The following is a 20,145-nucleotide window of genomic DNA, read 5'->3' as shown; positions in this document are numbered from 1 at the left end:
AGGGAGACGACCTACTGGCCATGGCGCCGGTTCGTCACGCCGAGCGAATCGTGGCGGCTGTGTACCGGTGTCCGGCATGGCCAACCTATGTCCCGGAAACGGCGCGCTCATACCGTTGATCTAACTGCGGTGGGTCGGAGACCCACCCCGCTGCCACTGACCAATCACTCCCATTCTGGAGGTACTTCATGGATACCGACATCCGCCCGCCCGCCGCAGCCGCCCCGCCGATCCGAGCGACCGTGTACGTCGGTCGCTGGCCCAAGATCCCCGCGGGCGACTGGCCTGAAATTCCCCGCGGGACGTTCTCGCCGACCACTGCGACGTTGATCACCGGTCCGACCGAAGCTGTGCTCGTCGATGCGCAGTATCTCAGGGATGATGTCCGGGACCTGGGCGACCTGATCGAGCGTACCGGGAAGACACTCACGACGATCTACGTGACGCACGCCCACGCCGATCACTACTTGGGTATCGGTCCCCTCAAGGAGCGGTTCCCGGACGCGAAGTGTGTTGCGCTGCCCCACGTGGTCGAGGCCATGAAGGAATCCATGGAAGTACAACGACAGCAGTGGGCGATGATGTTCGGTGACGCCTGCGTGGTGGGAGAGGCGCTCCCTGAGCCGATCAACGACCGGACGCTCTATGTTGACGGCTCGCCTCTCAACATCGTCGAGGTGAAGCAGGCCGACATCCATCCCACGACAATCGTGCACGTTCCGGAGATCGATGTCGTCGTTGCCGGTGACTCCATCTACAACGAGATCCACCCAATGCTCGGCCTGTCGACGCCCAAGGAATGGCAAGACTGGCTCGAGACCGTGGACCTGGTGGAGAAGCTGGCACCCAAGGTGATCGTCGCCGGCCACCGCAGGCCTGACGGCGACGACCACGCCGTCGATGCCATGATCGCCGAAACACGTGCCTACATCGAGGACTTCGCGGCTGCCTACGATGTTGCGGCCGATGCGGAGGACTTGGTCCGCATCATGTCGGCGAAGTACCCCCGCCACGGAAATCTCTGGACCCTGCAGTTCTCGGCCATGAGTGCGATCCAGTTCCGCGAGTCAGGTACGACCGCGGCAGACATCGAACCGTGACTCCATCACGCGGGGCCAGGCGTACACCTGCGTGGCTCGTTCCTGATGTCTCGCGAGGTACAGGGACACATGACGAACACTTGATGGGGCCCGATCGTCAACCTGTCGAGCACCTCGGCGCTCGCCTATCGCGTCCAGGCGAACTACGCGGCGGCGAAGGCGGCCTGCAGGGTTCACGAAGACGCTCGCCATCGAGCTCGGCAGATTCGGGGTGTCCGTGAACGCGGTCGCCCCCGGCCGTGTCCTTCTTCGTCAGCGAGGGTGCCGCGTTCACTTCCGGCCAAGTCCTGTACGTCGCCGGCGGTCCACAGAGCTGAGCCGACGGTCAACCCCGAAACACGCGAGGAGTACGCAGTGAAGGTCTTTCACGGCATCGAGCAGCTGGAGAAGTCGGTCGGCACCCATGTCGGCTTCTCTGACTGGCATACCGTCACTCAAGAGCAGATCGCCCGGTTCGCCGAGGCCACGGGCGACCACCAGTGGATCCACGTCGACCCGGAGCGGGCGAAGGGAGGTCCGTTCGGGACGACCATCGCCCACGGCTACCTGACCTTGTCGCTCGTTCCCATGCTGGTCTGGCAGGTCTACACGGTGGAGGGGCTACGGATGGGCGTGAACTACGGCACCAACAAGGTTCGGTTCCCCTCCGCCGTGCCCGTTGGGTCCCGGCTTCGCGCGGGCGTGGAGCTCGTCAAGATCCTCGAGACGCCGGCGGGACACCAGTTGACCACCCGCGTGACGGTCGAGCGAGAGGGCGGCGACAAGCCGGTCTGCGTCGCCGAGACGCTGAGCGTCCTGGTCGCGTGATCGGGGAATAGGGAACAGTCTGCTCCCTGGGCGGAAACGGCACCGCCCGGTCTCGACCTCGCCCGTTTCGGTGACTGATTCGCCGAGGGCGTCCAGTCGGCCAGGGACGCCGAGCTTTCCGCGACCCTAGTCGCTGGAGCCAAGTGGAACCTCACCTACGAAGTCATCGACGGCGTCGACCCGGCCGCGGTGTGGGCCTCACCGACTTCGGTCGCCGCGAGGGCTTCCTCGGAGGCCAGATCCGGCGTTAGAAGAAGTAGTTCGACGCGTCGATTGGCCGCGACCTGTCCGCGGCGCAGGAGCCGCTCCCGACCGACTTGCCATGTCACCGCCGGTGCCGTCGGCGGCGGGCATCGTGCACGGCGACTACAGGCTCCGACAACGTGCTCACGGACGACCGCGACCAGCTGGTTCGCGGTCATCGACTGGGAGATGGCCACGCTCGCGACCTGCTGACCGACGTCGCGCTGCTCGTGCTCTACTGCTGGCTCGGTGCACTGGCGGCGACGTCCTCGCCGACGCATTTACCGCGCCCGGCTTCTTCACCGAGGACGAGTTGCTGGCGCGGTACGCCGACCGCAGCTTCCGGGACTTCTCCGACTTCGGCTTCTACGTGGGACTCGCGGCCTTCAAACTAACGGTAATCCTCGAGGGCATACCGGACCGGGACTTGCACGTACTGCGCGGCCAGACCGTGTGTCGTGTTTCGAGCGGTTGGACGAGGTCGTCCCTACGCTCCTCGATACCGGCCTCGTGTCAATCAAGGGCGGTGCTGATGGAGTTCACCTTTGACGCGGTCTGTGGAATCTTTTCCTCCCCGCCTAGCACGGCGCGGGCCTGTCCAACCTGCAGTATGCGTCACTTGCCGAGTTCACCGAGCGGTCGATCCACTCGCGCCACCAGCGCTCAGCTGCGCCGCACCAGACACGGGCGATACGGAGGTGCCGGCGATGTTCGGCGCCGACGCGGAGATCCGATCGGCGTTCGCCTGACGGCGCCGGACGTCGCTTCCTCCGGCGCCACCAACGTCCCACGCTGATCGAGCGCGACGGCGACGAGTACGTGGCGAACGGTCGCAAGTGGTGGATCACCGCAGCGATGAACCACAACGCCCGGATCCTCATCGTCTTGGGAAAGACCGACCCCGGCGAGGATCGGCACCGGCAGCAGTCGAAGATCCTGGTGCCGCGCGACACCCCGGCCTGGAGATTAAGCGCGGCATGACTGCGTTTAGGTGCGACACAATGAGCACGGCGGGCACGCCGAGCTGGAGTTCCACGACGTCGGCGTGCCCACGAGCAACCTGATCGGGGACGATGGCCGGGGTTCCGCCATTGCGCAGGCCCGACTGGGTCCCGGCCGGATCACCACTGCATGCGCTCGATCGGTGTGGCCGGGCGCGCGATGAGCTCATGTGTGAACGCGCCGATTCCGTGTGGCGTTCGGGAAAGCAGGTCACAGTGCAGGGGGTCGTGCGGCAGTGGATAGCGGAGTCGCGCGTCCGCATCGAGTAGCTACGGCTGCTGCTCATGGACACCGGCGGCAAACACGGGAACCCACACGGAGATCCAGGCGATCAAGATCGCCGCCCCAAGCACGGTGCAGTGGATCCTGGACAAAGGCGATCCATGTGCACGGCGCCGCGGGCCTGTCACGGGATTTTCCGCTCCAGCGCCTACGTGCAGATCCGCACGCTGCGGCTCGCCGAGCGGACCCCGACGAGGTGCACAAGAGTGCGTTGGCGCGCAACGAGTTACGTCATCAGGCGGCCGCACGGGAGCACCGATGGGCAGGCCAGGCAACCTTGCGCTCTCATTCCGGCCTGGTAGTGACGCACTCGACCCTGTCCGCCAGCAGAAGTCGTCGTCATGGATGGCGGCGTGCGGTCTCGGCGCACGGGCGGCCTCGCGCACGGAAGGCCAGACCTTCCTGGTAGCTCTCGCGTTCGGCGAGCTGAATCATCGGCTACGCCGCGGCGTCGAGAAGAGCGAGCGACTCGTGAAGGACTTCCGCTATGGACGCCGCAAGTCTTTGGCGGGGGCACTTGGTCAGCGAACGAGACCGGGGTGGACCGCATCGAGAGCGCGGCCGGGCCTTCCGCAATGTGCAGGCCGGTGCGAACACCGAGAATGCGAGGAGGCCGCACGCCTTCGCTGAAGAACGGTCGCCGGTGAGCAGGCCACTTCCCTACCAGCGCGGCCACTTCCCTACCAGCGCGGATCCATGGTGGGCATCCCCAGACCTGGGATGCCCACCTTGGCCGCTATCAGGAGATGGCGAGGCCGGAGAAAGTTGGTGGCCGACCCTCGAGATAGCTGTCAAGCCCCTCTCTGAAGTCTGGGGCGTTGAGCGCCTCGAGCATCAGTTGGTCGCCCTCCTCGATGGCCTCCGCGAACGTGCTGTCGTTGGCCTGGAGCAGTTGCCGCTTGATCGTCCGCATCGCGGCCGGAGAGCAGTTGTCGGCCAGCTCCTCGGCGTAGGCGACCGCCGCGTCGAGCAGCATCTCGGGCGCGACGATCCGGTCGACCAGCCCCAGCTGAAGAGCCTCTTCGCCGAGGATCACCCGGGATGAGAGCAGGATGTCCAGGGCGCGACTTCGGCCCACCAGGCGCGGCAACAACCAGGCGACGCCGTACTCGCCGATGAGGCCGAGGCGGGAGAAGGCGGCGGTGAACTTTGCCTTCGGGGTGGAGAACCGAACGTCGCAGTACAACGCCTCGATGAGGCCAAGGCCGGCGGCTGCGCCGTTGATCGCAGCGACAAGCGGCTTGCCGAACAGCAGCGGTCGGTGGCGCGGGGGATCACGCCGCACCATCGCACCGAAGTCACCGCTCTCCACGAGCCCCTCCAGGTCGTCCATGTCAGCACCGGCACAAAACCCGCGACCGGCTCCGGTCACCACGACCGCACGCACCTCCGGATCCGACTCAGCTTCGTCGAGCAGCGCGAAGTAGCGCTTCTCCAACGCCTCATTCCAGGCATTGAACCGGTCGGGACGATTCAGCGTGAGGATCAAGACACCTCCCCGCCGCTGCGTGAGGACGACGTCGGTCCCGGGCGGAGCTGTCGTCTCGGTCATGTCTGTGATCCTCTCCTCGTGGTGGTTCGGTGATCTGCGAGTAGTTCGCGGTGTTGCGCCCATCGGTGCGACCGGCGGTAGGAGACCCCGGTCTGACAAGGTCCCAGGGCACACAGCCGGCGTGCCCCGGGATCGTCGATCACGATGCGGAGAGCTCGTACGGGACGGGCCGGTTCTCCTTGGCCCAGAGCTTCTCCATGTCGGAAAATGCCGGTGGCGGAATGAGGCCCTGCGTGCGCCAGAGATCCAAGGGCGTCTCGTCGATGTGGATCTCCCAGTCGTGGCCGCGGTCCTTGACGAAGGGTGCAAGCTTGGCCTCGATGACGCTCATGAACCCCGCGCGTTCCTCCGCGGTGCCGCCGTTCCGGGCGATGTGATCGACTCGAATCCGAACGAAGTTGTCGTTCGCCTTGCCGCCGACGTACATGGTGTCGGCCGGCATGTCCTTGAAGAGGACAACGACATAGAACTTAGGGACGTCGACGATGTTCACATAGATCGAAGTGATTGCCTCGGACAGCTGCTCCTTGTCCTCGGGGGTGAAGGCGTTCTCGGGGGTGAAGATCTCCCAGTACGGCATGGCGGTTCCTCCTCATTGGATTGGTGCGGCGGGCCTTGTGCCGCGTCAGCGATTGCTTCGGTGTGGGTTTCTACGCCAGGACGCGTAGAAAGTGTTCGCACGCAGTCTTTGACGACGCCTCGAATGCGGCACCCGTGTAGACATCGAAGTGACCACATGGCAGCACGACCAACTGTTTGGGCTGCAGGGCCCGTTCGTAGGCCTCGAAGGCAAGTTCTGCGTATGCACTGATGTCTTGGTCAGCCACAATCATCAGTAGTGGGGTCGGTGAGATTCGGTGGATTCCATCGCCGGGCTCGAACTCGACGATCCGCTCGAGGGAACCGAGGGTCACCTCGTTCCGCCAAGACGGAGCCCTGTCCTGCGCGGTTTTAGTGAAGAACTCCCAGGATTCGGTGCTGGACATCAGCGCGGGAGCCAGCGGATCGGCGTCGACGGCCGGCATGAGCGTGGGCTCCCCGCCGTGGTAGAGGTTGCGTCGTTCGCCGTCCAGCTGGGCGCGCACCGTTGGCAGAAAGTCGGGGCGAACGAGCCGCGTCATCTGGCCGGACCCGCTGATGAAGGGGACCTGAGCGACAACGGCTCGCACCCGGCGATCGACCGCGGCCACGCTCAGCACGAGGCCGCCGCCATGGCTGGATCCCCAGATGCCGACACGGCCGGGGTCGACGTCCTCGCGGCCAGTCGCATACGTGATGGCGTGGCGAAGGTCGCGGGCCTGGGTGATCGAATCGATGTGCTGGCGCGGAACGCCGTCGCTTGCGCCGAAGTTTCGGTGGTCGTACACCAGAACATTCAGTCCCGCTCGGGAAAACAACTCGGCGTAGTCGTCGAGATACATCTCCTTGACGGCGGACAGACCATGCACCATCACCACCAGTGGGCCCTTGGAATCGGCCCCTTCTGCGGGATAGAACCATCCGCGCAAAGTGACATTGTCCGCTGAGAATTCAATATCCTCACGTGGCATTAAAGATCCTTCCGACATCCGTACGCTTGTTGAAGAAGGTAGTGACGTGGGACACACCATTGAAGGGACGCTTGCGCCCACTCCGAGTACACGTCCGCCATCCGCGGTCTGCCGTTCGCTCGGCGACGAAACCATCGACGTCGGGCTCGCTTTGCAGTGCTCGCGCAGCATCTAACGCCGCAGCAACGTGAGTGACGAGCTTCGGTGCGGGGATATATTTGCGATCACGTCGACGAAGCGGCTGATCACCGTCGGGTCGACGAAGCGGCTGATCACCGTCGGGTCGACGGAGCAGCTGCCGCTGCCGACTTGGAGGTGGTAGCGGCGTCCCAGCCGGACCGGTTGACTCACCGACCGCCTGTGACTGGCGGCAGGGCAGCATCGATGGCCGATCGGCATCGAGTCGGTCGAATAGACCGGGGCTGATCTTGGGTAAGGGTCAGGCGTTCGACGCGGGATCTCGCCGAACTGCTGCTGCGACGCATCGTCCCGAAACCACGGCGACCGACCCACTCAGCGACCACCGTGGCAGGCATCTCCGGCATGCTGCCAGGAGTTGCCGCACCTGTGGCGCGAACGACCGCTGCACCGCTGGCCGTTTATATCTCGGCGACGTCCCGAGGCCAACGCCGGCTCCCTTTTTAGACGTACCGATCCGGACCCCGCGCGAGCTGATGCTTCGAACGACCGGCCGCGATGACCCGACGGATTGTTGACCGGCCGAGCAAGGCCGGCCAACATCCGTCAGGCCACGTGTGATGCGTCAGGCCTTGACGTCGACTACGGTGCGCCCGCGTACCGCTCCGTCGAGGACGCGCTTGGCCACTGCGACCGCCTGGTCCAGGGGAACGGTGGTGGTCATCTCCTTCAAGAGGCCAGCGTCCAGATGCTCAGCGAGTAGGTCCCAGGCGTGAGTGCGGCTGCGCGTCGGGGCGTGGACAGAGTCGATCCCGATTAGCGTCACGCTTCGTTGGATGAAAGGAATGACTGAGCCCGGTAGGTCGAATCCTTGCGCCAGTCCGCAGTTGGCAACAGCACCTCCGTAGTGAATCTGGCGAAGAACGTTCACCAGGGTGTGGCTGCCTACGGTGTCGACCGCGCCGGCCCACCGTTCGGCGCCGAGCAAGCCTTTGGCGGGGCTGGACAGGTCAGCCCGATCAATCACGGTGGACGCCCCCAAGTCAAGGAGGTAGGAGTCTTCGGACCGGCGCCCGGTCGACGCGTGAACCTCGTAGCCGAGGGTTGAGAGCAGCGCAATGGCAACTGAGCCCACGCCTCCTGCGGCCCCTGTCACGATCACCGGGCCGTCGGCTGGAAGCACGTCATGACGTCGAAGCGCCAGGACGGAGAGCGCAGCGGTGTAGCCGGCCGTCCCGATTGCCATCGCATCCCAGGTCGTGAATCGCCCCGGAAGCCTCGTCACCCAGCCTGCGGGCACTCGGGCCCGCGTCGCGAGCCCCCCGTTGTGGTGCACGGCGAGCCCCCATCCGTTGACGGTGACCTTGTCGCCGGCGACGAACCCCGATTCGGCAGTTGCTTCCTCGACGGTGCCCGCCAGGTCGATGCCGGCGACGATCGGGAACCGCTCAATGACAGGAGCGGCACCAGTGATGCCGAGGCCATCCTTGAAGTTCACTGTCGAGTACTCGATGGCGATGGTGACATCTCCTTCGCCGAGTTCGTTGTCGGGGATCTGCGTCAGCTCGGCGCGTTGTCCGGCTTCGTCCTTCGTTATCTGCAGTGCACGCATCGTGGTGCCTTTCCGTGGATTGTGGAACTAACGCGTCCGAGTCGGGCGGTGGCTCCGAAGCGCTCGCGTCATGTGGATTGCAAAGCGATCGCTGACCGAAGGCAACGACGTGGCGGACGGGTGTCGCCGTTTGGTGCCTATACGTGCGCGTCGGCCACCGGTACAGAGCTCCAGAAGTTCGTGAGTGTCTTGGCTGCGAGCTTCGGATCCTGGAGCATCCACCAGTGCTGCAGAGGAAGTTCGACCACCGTTGCGCCCGTGCGCACAGCCGCGCGACGCCGCATCTCGACGTTTCCGACGAAGTTGTCTTCGGTGGCGATGACAACGAGGCCCGGCACTGCCGACGCGTCTGCGAGGTGCGCTGCCATGTGCTTCAGGATCGGTTCGGGTGCCGACCGGTAGAGGGCGAGAAGGCATCGCATCATGGTCTGGTCCTGCCCTACCGCCAGCTCCTTGGCAGTCTGTTCCGGGATCCCCAAGGACAGGTTGGTCTGGATTCGGTCTTCAACCGTCTCGCCGAGGAACGCCTTGGTGGCTGCCTCGCCGCTGTCGATGGTGCGCCATTCCTGCGCCAAGTCGTGCCAGACATATTCGGGGTCGAACCCGCCCATGACGTCGATGGTCCAGGATAGCAATAGGTCTGGCCGGCTCATCGCCGTATTCATGACGTGGACTCCACCCCAGTCGTGTCCCACGAGGTGCACTGGATGGCCGATCGCTTCCAGCTCGCTGATCAACCAGTCACGGTATTCGATCCAGCTGGCACCGAACCGGTCCGGTACGGGCGCCCCGTACCCGGGGGGAGAGAGGCAGATGACATCATCGTGTCCCAGCTCTCGGAGCATGGGTCGCCAAATGACGTCGGTTTCTGGATTTCCGTGGACCAGGACGATTGTCATGACACTTCTCCGTTTGCTGTCGGGTGTGTGGGTGATTGCGCCGCAAGGAAGGGCTTGTTCTATGACGACCGGGGGGTAGCCGGCGCTCGAGGCCTGGAGACGGATGCGACCCATTCGAGGTCGAGCGAGATATCCCCCGCCCGTCTCATCTGCCGACGCCGTGGCTTGGAGACCCAGACGCCGACCACGGGCGGCATCCACGTTGTTGCGCCCGGTGACATGCGTGACCGCGTGGCTGTGGTCTGGACCTCGGACAATGGGGCGATGTCCTGCCGCGGCAATCGATCGCGCGGGCTGCAACTGCGGTGACATTCAGCCGTTGCGCGGGAACGGGTTCCAGCCTGGTCGTCTAGGTGCACGTCTGCGACGACGGCGGACACGCCGGGAGCCACGGCCCGGACGCCGCGAAACAGCGCGCTCGCCGCTGGATAGAACCACCCCGGCAAGGCCATGTCGTCAGGGCAGAATCCGACAAGCTCACAAGGCATCGAGTGTCCTTCCGTAAACTGTTGCGGTTCACTAGAAGGTAAAGTTCTGGAGCATAGACTCGAAGGGACGGGGGCGCCGTGTGGATGTACAGATCCGCCACGTTCTATCACGAGCGGGACTGGCCGAATTGTCTGAACGAGAAGGTCGGGCCCTGGAGGAATCGTCAAATCCTGTGGATCGGGAGTCGTCAGGCGACTTCGGTCTTCGGGTGTCCGGTTTGACAGTTCCGGGGTGATTTCGACCGCCCACGCCCCCGGCCCCCTGGTCCGCAAACGCACTCTCGCAAAGGTAGATTCGATGAGATTTGTCGTGCGGAGATGTACCCAGTACTGCTGCTCATTCCGAGAACGCCCGTCGAGCGTGCAACTCGGCAATCACGGATGGCTCCGTAGATTTGCCATGTCTGCTTCGGCCCTTGGGTGCCTTGGGATGGCTGCCCCTTGCCGGTGACCGCATCTGCCGGGTGCCGGGCTTGGTCGAGGTCGGCGCGCATGCGGGCGGCTTCTTCTTCTTCTTCTGCGAGTCCGGCGGCTCTCCTCTGGTCGGCGTCCCCGCCGCGTCGTTGATCAGTCCGGCTTGCTTCGCTTTATAAGAATCGAAGTATTCGGCAAGAAGCAATGCTTCGATGCTAGTTTGTCGCCTGCGATACGAAGTAGCGTGAAGGTAGAGGCACTCTCTGGACTGAGACCCAATTTGACAAATGGCATGGGAAGGTTGCTGAGCGTCCAGCGAATACTAGATCACAGTGCATTAACATCGTGGCGCCGATGCCGATAGCGAAACCCTCGACCACTGCGATGGTATGTTTTTCCATGGCGTGCAGAGAATGCAATACCTTAATGCCACCGAGCGAATCGGGTGTTGACGGAAGTCCGCTAGAACATGGCATCTTGCTCGGCATTCTTAGATGCTTGGCCCAATTCTTCGCCTGCCCTAAGATGAGACCGTAACGTCTTAGACGGACGGTCGATAGTCAACAAGCGTATTCCTGGAGTCGGATTGCTAATTGCAAATGCGCATCGTTTCAGGTGCTTTTCCCATTTCGGCAACCATCGCAACACGCTACATTTCGATTTTCCCCCCAGGCAGTTGCGCCCACAATGCGGAAGGACAGCTCTGCGTAACGCTGAGCAAGCATGCTCGCATCAGGGTGCGTGTTGGAGGGAAACCAACGGCTGACATCCACGCCAAGCGAAGTAATCGCGAGAACCGCAGCGTCTTTGTCGATTGCATGAAATTCACCGCTCAACTCGCCGGCGCCGATGATATTAGCGAATACACCGGAGGTTGCACGTCTGACGTCGACAACCTCTTTGAAATGTTCAGGCGTGAGTGATCTCAGTTCATATTGCACGACTCTCGCGAGAGCATGATTCTCAGCGTGCCACCTTACATACGCGGCGACGGTGAAACCCAACCTGGCAGTCGCTGAATCGGTATCCGCATCCGCCTGCCTCACGACCTCCAACGCGGCCCGGTGGCCTTCCAGACTGATGGCGAACAGCAACGACTCCTTGGTTTTGTAATGCGGATAGACCGCCCCCGGGCTCATGTCGAGGCTGGCGGCGATCTCCCGGGTAGTGGTGGCGCCGTACCCCTTGACGGCGAACACCTCGATGGCCGCGGCGCGTATCCGCGCAGCGGCTTTCGAGGTACTCCGCCCCGTGACAACGGTGGGTATCGGTGCGTCCATCGCACTGTGCCTCTCGGTTTGCGGGGGTTGACAGGTCTCCTCCGACACCGCCAGTATATGCAAGCGCATAGAAAATAAGCATTTGCTTAGGATCGAGGGCTGCAGGTCTGCATCGACGGCCGTCCCTCCCACATCAATCGGTAGGAGTTCCTCATGCCCGAGGCTGTCATTGTTTCCATTGCCCGTTCCCCGATCGGTCGCGCCATGAAGGGATCGCTCAAGGGCATGCGCCCCGACGACCTCGCCGCGCAGATGGTCCAGGCGGCACTCGACAAGGTGCCCGCGCTCGACCCCACCGACATCAACGACCTGATCCTGGGCTGCGGCCTGCCCGGCGGCGAGCAGGGTTTCAACATGGGCCGCAACGTCGCCGTTCAGCTCGGCTACGACTTCATCCCCGGCACCACCATCACCCGCTACTGTTCGTCGTCGCTGCAGACCACCCGCATGGCACTGCACGCGATCAAGGCCGGTGAGGGCGACGTGTTCATCTCCGCCGGCGTCGAGACCGTCTCCCGGTTCACCGCGGGCAACTCCGACTCACTGCCCGACACCCAGAACCCGCTGTACGCCGACGCGCAGACCCGCACCGAGAAGCTCGCCCAGGGCGGGCAGCAGTGGGTCGACCCGCGTGAGGAGGGCCTGGTCCCCGACACCTACATCGCGATGGGCCAGACCGCCGAGAACGTCGCGCAGATCACCGGCATCACCCGCGAGGAGCAGGACCGGTGGGCGGTGCGCTCGCAGAACCGGGCGGAGGCCGCCATCAACAGTGGTTTCTTCGAGCGGGAGATCACCCCGGTGACCCTGCCCGACGGCACTGTCATGTCCACCGACGACGGTCCCCGCGCCGGCACCACCTATGAGGCCGTGAGCCAGCTGGGGCCCGTGTTCCGCCCGGATGGGACCGTGACCGCCGGCAACGCGTGCCCGCTCAACGACGGCGCCGCCGCTCTGGTGATCATGTCCGACACCAAGGCCAAGGAGTTGGGGCTGCCCCCGCTGGCCCGGATCGTGTCCACCGGGGTGTCCGGTTTGTCGCCGGAGATCATGGGTCTCGGCCCGATCGAGGCGTCCAAGCGTGCCCTCGCGATCGCGGGACTGGGCATCTCCGACATCGACCTGTTCGAGATCAATGAGGCGTTCGCGGTGCAGGTGATCGGGTCGGCGCGGGAGTTGAACATCGACGAGGACAAGCTGAACGTGTCCGGTGGCGCGATCGCCCTCGGTCACCCGTTCGGCATGACCGGTGCCCGCATCACCGCGACCCTGCTCAACAACCTGACCACCCACGACAAGCAGTTCGGCCTCGAAACCATGTGCGTCGGAGGCGGACAGGGCATGGCCATGGTCCTCGAACGTCTCAGCTGAGAAGAAAGACAGGAAACACGATGGGCAACATCACCTACGACTTCACCGGCAAATCGGTCATCGTCACCGGCGCCGCCCGCGGCATCGGCCAGGCCCTGGCCCGCCACTTCGCCGAGGCCAAGGCGACCGTGTTCATGGTGGACTTCGACAAGGACGAACTCGACAAGGCCGCCCGCGAGGTCGGCGCCATCGGCATCCCCGCCGACGTCAGCGACACCGGTGACGTCGAGAACGTTGTCTCTACCGTGATCGCCGAGACCGGGCGGGTGGACATTCTGATCAACAACGCCGGGATCCTGCGCGACAAGGTGCTGTGGAAGCTGACCGACGAGGACTGGGACCAGGTCCTCAATGTCCACGCGGGCGGCACCTTTCGGTTCACCCGGGCCTGTGTGCCGCACTTCCGGAAGCAGGAATTCGGGCGGGTCGTCAACATCACCTCCTACACCGGACTGCACGGCAACCGCGGGCAGGCCAACTACGCCACCGCCAAGGCCGGGATCATCGGATTCACCAAGACCGCCGCGAAAGAGCTCGCTGCTTTCGGGGTCACCGTCAACGCGATCTCCCCGAACGCCGCGACCCGGATGACCGCCTCCATTCCGAAGGAGAAGATCGCCGAGGTCACCGGGCCCATCCCCCGCTTCGCCGACCCCGCCGAGATGGCCGACGCCATCGCCTTCCTCGCGTCCGAGGAAGCCGGCTACGTCACCGGCGTCGTCCTCCCGGTCGACGGCGGACTCTCCATCTGAGCGAGCCCACCTTTGAACGGAACCGATTCTCATGACTGATGTACTTTCTCGCCGCGATCTCGATTTCCTGCTCTACGAATGGCTCGACGTCGCCTCGTTGACCACCCGCAAACGCTTCGCCGAACACTCGAAGGACACCTTCGACGCGGTGCTCGACCTCAGCGCGGACCTCGCGCACAAGCACTTCGCCCCCCACAACAAGACGGCCGACGCGCACGAGCCGACCATGCGCCCGGACGGCACCGTCGAGATGATCCCGGAGGTCAAGACGGCGCTCGACGCCTACGCGGCGGCCGGTTTGATCGCCGGATCATTCGACGAGAGCGTCGGCGGAATGCAGCTGCCCACCACGGTGGCGCGGGCGGCGATGGCCTGGTTCCAGGCCGCCAACGCCAGCACCTCGTCCTATCCGTTCCTCACGATCGCCAATGCCAACCTCATCGCGGCCTACGGCACCGAACAGCAGATCGACGCGTACGTCCGTCCGATGCTCGAGGGCCGCTGGTTCGGCACCATGTGCCTGTCCGAGCCGCAGGCCGGATCCTCGCTCGCGGACATCACCACCCGCGCGGTACCGCAGGAAGACGGCAGCTACCGGGTCACCGGAACCAAGATGTGGATCTCCGGAGGCGACCACGAACTCACCGAGAACATTGTGCACCTGGTGCTGGCCAAGACACCGGGTGGCGGCCCGGGTGTCAAGGGCATCTCGCTGTTCATCGTCCCGAAATACCTTCCCGGCGCCGACGGCGCGGTCGGCGAACGCAACGACGTCACCTTGGTGGGCCTCAACCACAAGATGGGCAACCGCGGCACCACCAACACCCTGCTCGCGTTCGGGGACGGAAAACATTACCCGGCAGGACAGTCCGGCGCTATTGGGTTTCTCGTGGGGCAGGAACACCGGGGCCTGTCGTATATGTTCCAGATGATGAACGAGGCCCGGATCGGTGTCGGCTTCCTCGCGACCGCCCTCGGCTACGTGGGATACCTGAAGTCGCTCGACTACGCGACGATCCGAACCCAGGGCCGCCCGCTCGGCGCCAAGGATCCGTCCGCGCCGCCGGTTCCGATCATCGAACACGCCGATGTCCGCCGCATGCTGCTGGCCCAGAAGTCCTACGTCGAAGGCGCTCTCGCGCTCGGCCTCTACTGCTCACAGTTGGTGGACGAGCAGGACACCGCCGAGGATGCAGCAACCGCCGACGAGGCAACGTTGCTCCTCGACGTCCTGACCCCGATCGCGAAGAGCTGGCCCTCGCAGTGGTGCCTCGAAGCCAACAGCCTCGCGATCCAGGTGCACGGCGGTTACGGCTACACCCGCGACTACGACGTCGAACAGTACTACCGCGACAACCGGTTGAATCCGATCCACGAGGGCACGCATGGGATCCAGGGTCTGGATCTGCTGGGCCGCAAGGTCACCATGCAAGACGGTGCAGGGCTGAGGTTACTCGGATCGAAGATCGCCGCGACCATCGCGCGGGCTCGGTCCCTCGGTGGCGACGCCACCGGTTACGCCGACGCCCTCGACACCGTCTGGAACCGGATCGTCGACATCACCGCCGCCTTGTGGGCGGCCGGTGACGCGACGACCGCGTTGGCGAACTCATCGGTCTATTTGGAAGCGTTCGGACACACGGTCATCGCGTGGATGTGGCTCGAACAGCTCATCGCCACCGAGGGTAAGAGTGGTGACTTCTACGACGGAAAGCGCGTGGCCGCCCGCTACTTTTACACCCACGAGCTACCCAAGGTCGGCCCGCAACTCGATCTCTTGGCCAGCGGAGACCGGACAACTCTCGACATGAACCCCAGCTGGTTCTGACCCAGGAGGCATCACACATGAGTGTGCTCGACAAATTCCGCCTCGACGGCCGCGTCGCCATCGTCACCGGCGCCTCGTCCGGTCTCGGTGTGGCCTTCGCTCAGGCCCTCGCCGAGGCCGGCGCGGACATCGTCCTCGCGGCGCGTCGCGTCGACAAACTCGGCGACACCGCCGCACTTGTCCGTGCCACCGGCCGCCGGGCCCTGCCCGTGGCTACCGACATCGCTGATCCGGATCAGTGCGCCGCTCTGGTCGACGCGGCAATGACAGAGTTCGGCCGCGTCGACGTTCTCGTCAACAACGCCGGCGTCGCCAGCGCCCACCCCGCCACCCGCGAAACCCCCGACCAGTTCCGCTCGGTGATCGACATCAACCTGGGCGGCTCCTACTGGACCGCCCAGGCGTGCGGGAAGGTCATGCAACCCGGCAGTTCCATCGTCAACATTTCCAGCGTCCTCGGGCTCACCACCGCCGGTCTGCCCCAGGCCGCCTACAGCGCCAGCAAAGCCGCAATCATCGGTCTGACCCGAGACCTCGCCCAACAATGGGGCACCCGCAAGGGAATTCGTGTCAACGCGCTCGCCCCGGGCTTCTTCGCCTCCGAGATGACCGACCAATATCACGACGGCTACCTTGACAGCCTCGCGTCACGGACGGTGCTCGGGCGCACCGGCGATGCCACCGAACTCGCCGCCACCCTTGTCTGGCTCGCCTGCGACGCAGCCGGCTACGTCACCGGACAAACCCTCGTAGTCGATGGCGGCATCACCATCACGTGACCGCACCACCTGACCAGCCTCGGCGCCAGAATCCGTATGGCTCACGAATCGAATCCATGCGGGCGAGGTCTAATTCCCCCGCATACGAGTCGAGATCTCGCTCAACTGCTGTTTGGGCGGATTCGGGCCCGTCCGGGGGCGCCGGTAGTAGGTGCAACGTCATCCGCCCCGTTGGGGGACAACGTTAGAGCCGGCCTTGTTTCGCCGGGCCTGTCGAACCATCCGGCTTGCTCGGGGTTCGTCGGATTCTTACCTGTCTTTCGGAATAAATGACTAGCGAAAAGGCGGCGAGAAAGGCCAAAGTAATCTTGAGGATCTACATCTGAGGAGCGCCTGTCATCGAGGACGGACGTGAAGGGCCTCGCCATTCATTTCGTCCTGGTTTGTCACGACGTGCGGGGATCATGGTTCTTCTCACTGGATCTTCGCCGGTTCTGTCTTATCGGTTTTCGCTGTCTTCAGAAGTCGGGCGGTTCATGTTCGAGCTGAGATTGGACGGATTTTTCTTTTGTGGTCATAGGATGCGGCGGGCCTTCATTTCGGGAAAGACGTCCGCGATGCGCACGACGTCACCCGTAGTGGGGGCGTGGATCATCTGTCCGTTGCCGATGTAGATGGCGACGTGCCCGGGACCCCCGGACTGCCAGTTGCCGAACAGCAGATCACCGGGCCGGGCCTGGTCCATCGGAATCTCCTGCCCGATGGACCACTGGGTTTCGGACGTGCGGGGCAGAGTGATGCCGGCGGCGACGTGGACCGCGAACGTCGTCAGTCCCGAGCAGTCGAAGCCCCCACCCGACGGACCGTCGACGTTGCCGCCGCCCCACACGTAGGGCAGGCCGAGGTAGCGGATCGCCGATTCGACCACCCGGCCGCCGACGCCGTCGGCCAGGGGCAGTCCGATGAGCGGCGTGAGCAGTTCGGCGAAGGACGACTCGCTGCCCCGGATCTTCGCCACATAGGGTTTGGTCTGGTTTTCGTAGTCCGCGCTGCCGGAGGGCATTCCACCGGATCGAAGGACGGCGCCGGACCCGGCGTCGTATGCCGCGATGGTGAGGTCGAGCGTGTCCCCGGACACCCGACCCTGCTGTTTCCACACATCGATCTGTTCGTACATGTCGCACAGCAGATTTCCGGACGCCATCACGGGATCGGCGATTCCGAGCACGTCCGCCGCGCCGTCCTCGTCGGCGTCCTTGCCGTAGATCGCCCAGGTGCCGGGCATGAACTGGCCCGGTCCGAGCGCGCCGGACGGGGACACCGGCGCGGTGGGCCCGTACCGGAACCCGTTCTCGGCCGCATACAGCGCGGCCAGTGTCGCGGGTTTGATTCCTTCGCAGATCGCTCCGGCCTTGCGCAGCCAGGGGGCGAACAGTGCGATCGCGCCGACCGGGGCCAGCGACGCGCGGGGAAACGTGGCCGGAACCGGTTGCAGCACCGTGCTGGTGCCTGCCGAGGACTCGTCGTCGTAGACGGGTGGACTGGACAGGAACACCGATGCCGGTGGCTCCGGTTCCGGCACCGACCGCGGCACGACCGGCTCCGCGGGTGTCTGCGGTTCGGGTTCGGGCGTCGGCCGTGGTGTCAGGGCGCCGGACGGCAGGTGCGGTTTCAGTGCCGTCACGGCGGCGGCGGTGACGTCGTCCACCGCCTGCTGCGCGGGTGCGCGCACCGGCTCGGGCAGTACCGCGATCACGTCGGACACCTGCTGGTCGACGGCCGGCGCCGGGTACGACTCGAGAATCTGCATTGCCTGATCCTCGACCTGCGGCGGCGCGTCCATGCCCTGGACGAACGCACCGGCCGCCGCGACCACGGCGACGATCAGGGTCGACGGATCAACGGACATCGCCTGCTACTTCCAGCGGAGCGGTGACGTCGTCGTGGAACCAGCCGCCGGAGGTCTGCTCGAGGCTTTCCTGGATGGCGATCTGGGCATTCTCCGGCAGGGTGTGCATGATGTGCCGGACGCGTTCCTGACGGCGGGCCACGGCCTGCCGGAACGGCATCCCCGGCGTCGCCTTCATCTGCGGGACGATGCCCTCGACGTCGTCGACACCACCGGCATGGTGGCCGGCATCGACCATCGCCTGCTCCTGCGCCATGGTGGCCTCGTCCTTCTCCTCCGACATCCCGATCGGACCGATCATCGTGCCGCCCAGGAACTGCTTGACCACCGGCTCCTCACTGGTGAGCAGCACCTCCCGCGGACCGAACATCACCAGATGCCGGCGGAACAACATGCCGATGTTGTCCGGCACCGTCCGCGCCAGGTTGATGTTGTGCGAGACGATCAGGATCGTCGCGTCGATCTCGGCGTTGATGTCGATCAACGTCTGGCTGATGTAGGTGGTGCGCACCGGGTCCAGGCCGGAGTCCGGCTCGTCGACGAGGATGATCTGTGGGTCGAGTACCAGGGCCCGGGCCAGGCCCGCACGCTTGCGCATACCGCCGGAGATCTCGCCGGGCAGTTTGTCCTCGGCGCCGAGGAGGCCGACGAGTTCCATCTTTTCCATGACGATCTTGCGGACTTCGGATTCGGATTTCTTGGTGTGTTCGCGTAGTGGGAACGCCACGTTGTCGAACAGGTTCATCGACCCGAACAGCGCGCCGTCCTGGAACAGCACCCCGAACAGCTTCCGGATCTCGTACAGCTCCTTGGACGAGCACTCGAGAATGTTGGTGCCGTCGATCACGATCGAACCCTGCTCCGGGCGGAGCAAACCGATCAGCGACTTCAGAAACACCGACTTACCCGTACCCGACGGCCCGAGCAACGCACTGACCTCACCAGCCGGCAGCGTCAACGTGACGTCCTGCCAGATCCTCTGCGAGCCGAACGACTTGGTCAGTCCCTCGACGGATACCTCGACACCCATGTGTTCCTCGTTCCTGCTGCGAATATGCTTGCTGTGTGGTGGGGATCAGACCGGTGTGATGCCGGAGATCAGCCAGCCACCTGCGATGGGGGTCATTTCGACCGTGACTCGGCTGCCATCGAGGCGGGGCGCCGGGAGTTTGGTGCTGGTGGTGTTCTGATTGAGGAACATCAACACGGTCACCTTGTCCGAATTGGTGTCGACGACGGATATCTCGACGACTTCGGCTTTCGTGACGATCGAGTCTGCTCGTGCTGCGGGCACGATCACGTTGCGGGCGAGCTCGGCGAAATCGTCGCGAAACGGGCCGGTCAGGTTCGTGGTGGCGGACGAGAATTCGTCGTCGAGTGAACCGAACTCGTAGGAGAGCACCGCGGGTATTTTCTCGCGTGCGGCCGCAGTCGCCTCCGCGGCTGCGGTGCGCGTACGGGCCTGGTTGTGCAATTGCACGACCAATACGGCCCCTGTGGCCACGGCCGTGACGGTCAGGACTGCAACGGCCGTAATCAAGACGCGTAGCTTCGTGTGCGACAGGCCGGTGAGTCGCCGCGCGATGCTGCCGGGGAGAGAAAACGCGCGCCTGCTCCGGCTGGTGTTCGCGGCCGACTCCGGTGCGGGTGGGACACTCTGTTCCTGTACTGCGGTGCTCATGCGACGAACTCCACACTTGCGACCAGCCATTGGTTGTCGATGTGATTCAGTGTTGCTTTCATCCTGTAGACCCTCGGTTGACCTTCTGGAGCTTCGGAGTTCTTGACCAGTGAGGTGACGGCGGCGAGAACTGTCGCCGTGTCGTCATTGGCGTCGACGATGCCAGCGGCTTTGACCTCCCCGGTGGATTCGACTTGTCCGTTGCCGAGGACTTGGGCGAAACTGTCGGCGACAGAGTCGAACTGGTCACGAAACTGGCCGGTGGCGTTGGCGGCGATGCGGTCGAGATCTTGCTGGGCGGAATTGTGGTTCAGCGACACAAGCTGGGCCAGTACGGTCCGGGTCGTGTCGAGGACCTGCGCGTCTCGCTCGGCCGCGTGCCGCCCGTCCTGGATGCGGACACCGAGAACTGCGCATGCAGGGACGAGCACGCAGAGCACAAGTGTGAGTCCGAGGAGGAAATAGGCCGGTCGCCTCGAACGAGGGCCTTCGGAATCGGGCGTGGGGGGGTCATGGGG

20 protein-coding genes and 1 pseudogene are annotated in these 20,145 nt (G+C 64.5%); 8 read left to right on the top strand and 13 right to left on the bottom strand.

From position 1 onward, the window contains the following. The first annotated feature begins 188 nt into the window (after positions 1–188). The 3 genes and pseudogenes from G9373_RS33985 to G9373_RS33975 all read left to right on the top strand — a co-directional run bounded on the left by G9373_RS33985 (position 189) and on the right by G9373_RS33975 (position 1,907). The gene (locus G9373_RS33985) at positions 189–1,100 is read left to right on the top strand and encodes an MBL fold metallo-hydrolase (RefSeq protein ID WP_133984114.1); all 912 of its coding nucleotides are present in this window, start codon (positions 189–191) and stop codon (positions 1,098–1,100) included. Positions 1,101–1,121: 21 nt separating this feature from the next. Further along, a pseudogene (locus G9373_RS46950) lies at positions 1,122–1,417 on the top strand (SDR family NAD(P)-dependent oxidoreductase); the annotation flags it as partial. A 37-nt stretch (positions 1,418–1,454) separates the two neighbouring features. Next, positions 1,455–1,907, top strand: a complete 453-nt coding sequence (locus tag G9373_RS33975) for a MaoC family dehydratase (protein WP_120660975.1) — start codon at positions 1,455–1,457, stop codon at positions 1,905–1,907. Positions 1,908–2,062: 155 nt separating this feature from the next. On the opposite strand, the gene G9373_RS33970 is transcribed toward G9373_RS33975, so the two are convergent. Beyond that, positions 2,063–2,347 carry a hypothetical protein gene (locus tag G9373_RS33970; RefSeq protein ID WP_037206360.1) on the bottom strand — a complete coding sequence of 95 codons (285 nt, stop codon included), beginning with the start codon at positions 2,345–2,347 and terminating at the stop codon, positions 2,063–2,065. Positions 2,348–2,969: 622 nt separating this feature from the next. Between G9373_RS33970 and G9373_RS48350 the strand changes: the two genes are divergently transcribed. Next, positions 2,970–3,131: a hypothetical protein gene (locus G9373_RS48350; protein WP_310794461.1), complete on the top strand. Its 162-nt coding sequence runs from the start codon at positions 2,970–2,972 to the stop codon at positions 3,129–3,131. 1,042 nt (positions 3,132–4,173) lie between these two features. On the opposite strand, the gene G9373_RS33960 is transcribed toward G9373_RS48350, so the two are convergent. The 8 genes from G9373_RS33960 to G9373_RS33925 form a co-directional block, all read right to left on the bottom strand. Continuing rightward, on the bottom strand, positions 4,174–4,986 hold the full coding sequence (locus tag G9373_RS33960) for an enoyl-CoA hydratase-related protein (RefSeq protein ID WP_133984116.1): 813 nt from the start codon (positions 4,984–4,986) through the stop codon (positions 4,174–4,176). Between the two features lie 139 nt (positions 4,987–5,125). Next, positions 5,126–5,566 (bottom strand): tautomerase family protein, encoded by a 441-nt coding sequence (locus G9373_RS33955; protein WP_167119194.1) that lies wholly within the window; start codon positions 5,564–5,566, stop codon positions 5,126–5,128. Between the two features lie 70 nt (positions 5,567–5,636). Next, positions 5,637–6,536 (bottom strand): alpha/beta hydrolase, encoded by a 900-nt coding sequence (locus G9373_RS33950; RefSeq protein ID WP_167119209.1) that lies wholly within the window; start codon positions 6,534–6,536, stop codon positions 5,637–5,639. A 171-nt stretch (positions 6,537–6,707) separates the two neighbouring features. Continuing rightward, entirely contained in the window at positions 6,708–6,887 is a 180-nt protein-coding gene (locus tag G9373_RS33945) for a hypothetical protein (protein WP_120660971.1), read from the bottom strand. 412 nt (positions 6,888–7,299) lie between these two features. Further along, a complete protein-coding gene (locus G9373_RS33940; protein ID WP_167119192.1) occupies positions 7,300–8,286 on the bottom strand; it encodes an MDR family oxidoreductase in 987 nt (328 codons plus the stop codon). Between the two features lie 137 nt (positions 8,287–8,423). Next, complete coding sequence (locus tag G9373_RS33935) at positions 8,424–9,185, bottom strand: alpha/beta fold hydrolase (protein ID WP_120660969.1); 762 nt, start codon at positions 9,183–9,185, stop codon at positions 8,424–8,426. 825 nt (positions 9,186–10,010) lie between these two features. After that, a complete protein-coding gene (locus G9373_RS33930; RefSeq protein WP_147437017.1) occupies positions 10,011–10,292 on the bottom strand; it encodes a hypothetical protein in 282 nt (93 codons plus the stop codon). A 406-nt stretch (positions 10,293–10,698) separates the two neighbouring features. Continuing rightward, a complete protein-coding gene (locus G9373_RS33925) occupies positions 10,699–11,367 on the bottom strand; it encodes a TetR/AcrR family transcriptional regulator (protein ID WP_120661468.1) in 669 nt (222 codons plus the stop codon). Positions 11,368–11,520: 153 nt separating this feature from the next. Between G9373_RS33925 and G9373_RS33920 the strand changes: the two genes are divergently transcribed. The 4 genes from G9373_RS33920 to G9373_RS33905 are packed head-to-tail and all read left to right on the top strand — an operon-like array spanning position 11,521 to position 16,097. Then, complete coding sequence (locus G9373_RS33920) at positions 11,521–12,738, top strand: acetyl-CoA C-acetyltransferase (RefSeq protein ID WP_167119189.1); 1,218 nt, start codon at positions 11,521–11,523, stop codon at positions 12,736–12,738. A 20-nt stretch (positions 12,739–12,758) separates the two neighbouring features. After that, the gene (locus tag G9373_RS33915; RefSeq protein ID WP_133984120.1) at positions 12,759–13,490 is read left to right on the top strand and encodes an SDR family NAD(P)-dependent oxidoreductase; all 732 of its coding nucleotides are present in this window, start codon (positions 12,759–12,761) and stop codon (positions 13,488–13,490) included. Positions 13,491–13,521: 31 nt separating this feature from the next. Beyond that, positions 13,522–15,318, top strand: a complete 1,797-nt coding sequence (locus G9373_RS33910) for an acyl-CoA dehydrogenase (RefSeq protein WP_120660965.1) — start codon at positions 13,522–13,524, stop codon at positions 15,316–15,318. 17 nt (positions 15,319–15,335) lie between these two features. Continuing rightward, positions 15,336–16,097 carry a glucose 1-dehydrogenase gene (locus G9373_RS33905; protein WP_120660964.1) on the top strand — a complete coding sequence of 254 codons (762 nt, stop codon included), beginning with the start codon at positions 15,336–15,338 and terminating at the stop codon, positions 16,095–16,097. A gap of 514 nt (positions 16,098–16,611) precedes the next feature. On the opposite strand, the gene G9373_RS33900 is transcribed toward G9373_RS33905, so the two are convergent. The 4 genes from G9373_RS33900 to G9373_RS33885 all read right to left on the bottom strand — a co-directional run. Continuing rightward, positions 16,612–17,946: an NlpC/P60 family protein gene (locus G9373_RS33900; protein WP_167119186.1), complete on the bottom strand. Its 1,335-nt coding sequence runs from the start codon at positions 17,944–17,946 to the stop codon at positions 16,612–16,614. Next, the gene (locus tag G9373_RS33895) at positions 17,936–18,976 is read right to left on the bottom strand and encodes an ABC transporter ATP-binding protein (RefSeq protein ID WP_167119183.1); all 1,041 of its coding nucleotides are present in this window, start codon (positions 18,974–18,976) and stop codon (positions 17,936–17,938) included. The genes G9373_RS33900 and G9373_RS33895 overlap by 11 nt, the downstream gene beginning before the upstream one ends. 45 nt (positions 18,977–19,021) lie before the next feature. Further along, a complete protein-coding gene (locus tag G9373_RS33890; protein WP_167119180.1) occupies positions 19,022–19,627 on the bottom strand; it encodes a hypothetical protein in 606 nt (201 codons plus the stop codon). Then, the coding region (locus tag G9373_RS33885) for a hypothetical protein (RefSeq protein ID WP_206032975.1) at positions 19,624–20,145 on the bottom strand (522 nt) is incomplete at its 5' end. The genes G9373_RS33885 and G9373_RS33890, both read right to left, overlap by 4 nt.

The sequence above is a fragment of the Rhodococcus sp. A14 genome (assembly GCF_011603105.1).
GTDB classification, from domain to species: domain Bacteria; phylum Actinomycetota; class Actinomycetes; order Mycobacteriales; family Mycobacteriaceae; genus Rhodococcus_F; species Rhodococcus_F opacus.
Note: the sequence above shows the minus strand (reverse complement) of the source record. Positions and strands in the feature narration are given on the sequence as shown.

What these genes read in the sequence shown, in the direction of transcription:
- G9373_RS33915 (WP_133984120.1), top strand. Translation starts at nt 12,759, where the DNA reads ATGGGCAACATCACCTACGACTTCACCGGCAAATCGGTCATCGTCACC.
- G9373_RS33985 (WP_133984114.1), top strand. Translation starts at nt 189, where the DNA reads ATGGATACCGACATCCGCCCGCCCGCCGCAGCCGCCCCGCCGATCCGA.
- G9373_RS33935 (WP_120660969.1), bottom strand. Translation starts at nt 9,185, where the DNA reads ATGACAATCGTCCTGGTCCACGGAAATCCAGAAACCGACGTCATTTGG.
- G9373_RS33960 (WP_133984116.1), bottom strand. Translation starts at nt 4,986, where the DNA reads ATGACCGAGACGACAGCTCCGCCCGGGACCGACGTCGTCCTCACGCAG.
- G9373_RS33940 (WP_167119192.1), bottom strand. Translation starts at nt 8,286, where the DNA reads ATGCGTGCACTGCAGATAACGAAGGACGAAGCCGGACAACGCGCCGAG.
- G9373_RS33955 (WP_167119194.1), bottom strand. Translation starts at nt 5,566, where the DNA reads ATGCCGTACTGGGAGATCTTCACCCCCGAGAACGCCTTCACCCCCGAG.
- G9373_RS33890 (WP_167119180.1), bottom strand. Translation starts at nt 19,627, where the DNA reads ATGAGCACCGCAGTACAGGAACAGAGTGTCCCACCCGCACCGGAGTCG.
- G9373_RS33920 (WP_167119189.1), top strand. Translation starts at nt 11,521, where the DNA reads ATGCCCGAGGCTGTCATTGTTTCCATTGCCCGTTCCCCGATCGGTCGC.
- G9373_RS33895 (WP_167119183.1), bottom strand. Translation starts at nt 18,976, where the DNA reads ATGGGTGTCGAGGTATCCGTCGAGGGACTGACCAAGTCGTTCGGCTCG.
- G9373_RS33900 (WP_167119186.1), bottom strand. Translation starts at nt 17,946, where the DNA reads ATGTCCGTTGATCCGTCGACCCTGATCGTCGCCGTGGTCGCGGCGGCC.
- G9373_RS33905 (WP_120660964.1), top strand. Translation starts at nt 15,336, where the DNA reads ATGAGTGTGCTCGACAAATTCCGCCTCGACGGCCGCGTCGCCATCGTC.
- G9373_RS33950 (WP_167119209.1), bottom strand. Translation starts at nt 6,536, where the DNA reads ATGCCACGTGAGGATATTGAATTCTCAGCGGACAATGTCACTTTGCGC.
- G9373_RS33925 (WP_120661468.1), bottom strand. Translation starts at nt 11,367, where the DNA reads ATGGACGCACCGATACCCACCGTTGTCACGGGGCGGAGTACCTCGAAA.
- G9373_RS33910 (WP_120660965.1), top strand. Translation starts at nt 13,522, where the DNA reads ATGACTGATGTACTTTCTCGCCGCGATCTCGATTTCCTGCTCTACGAA.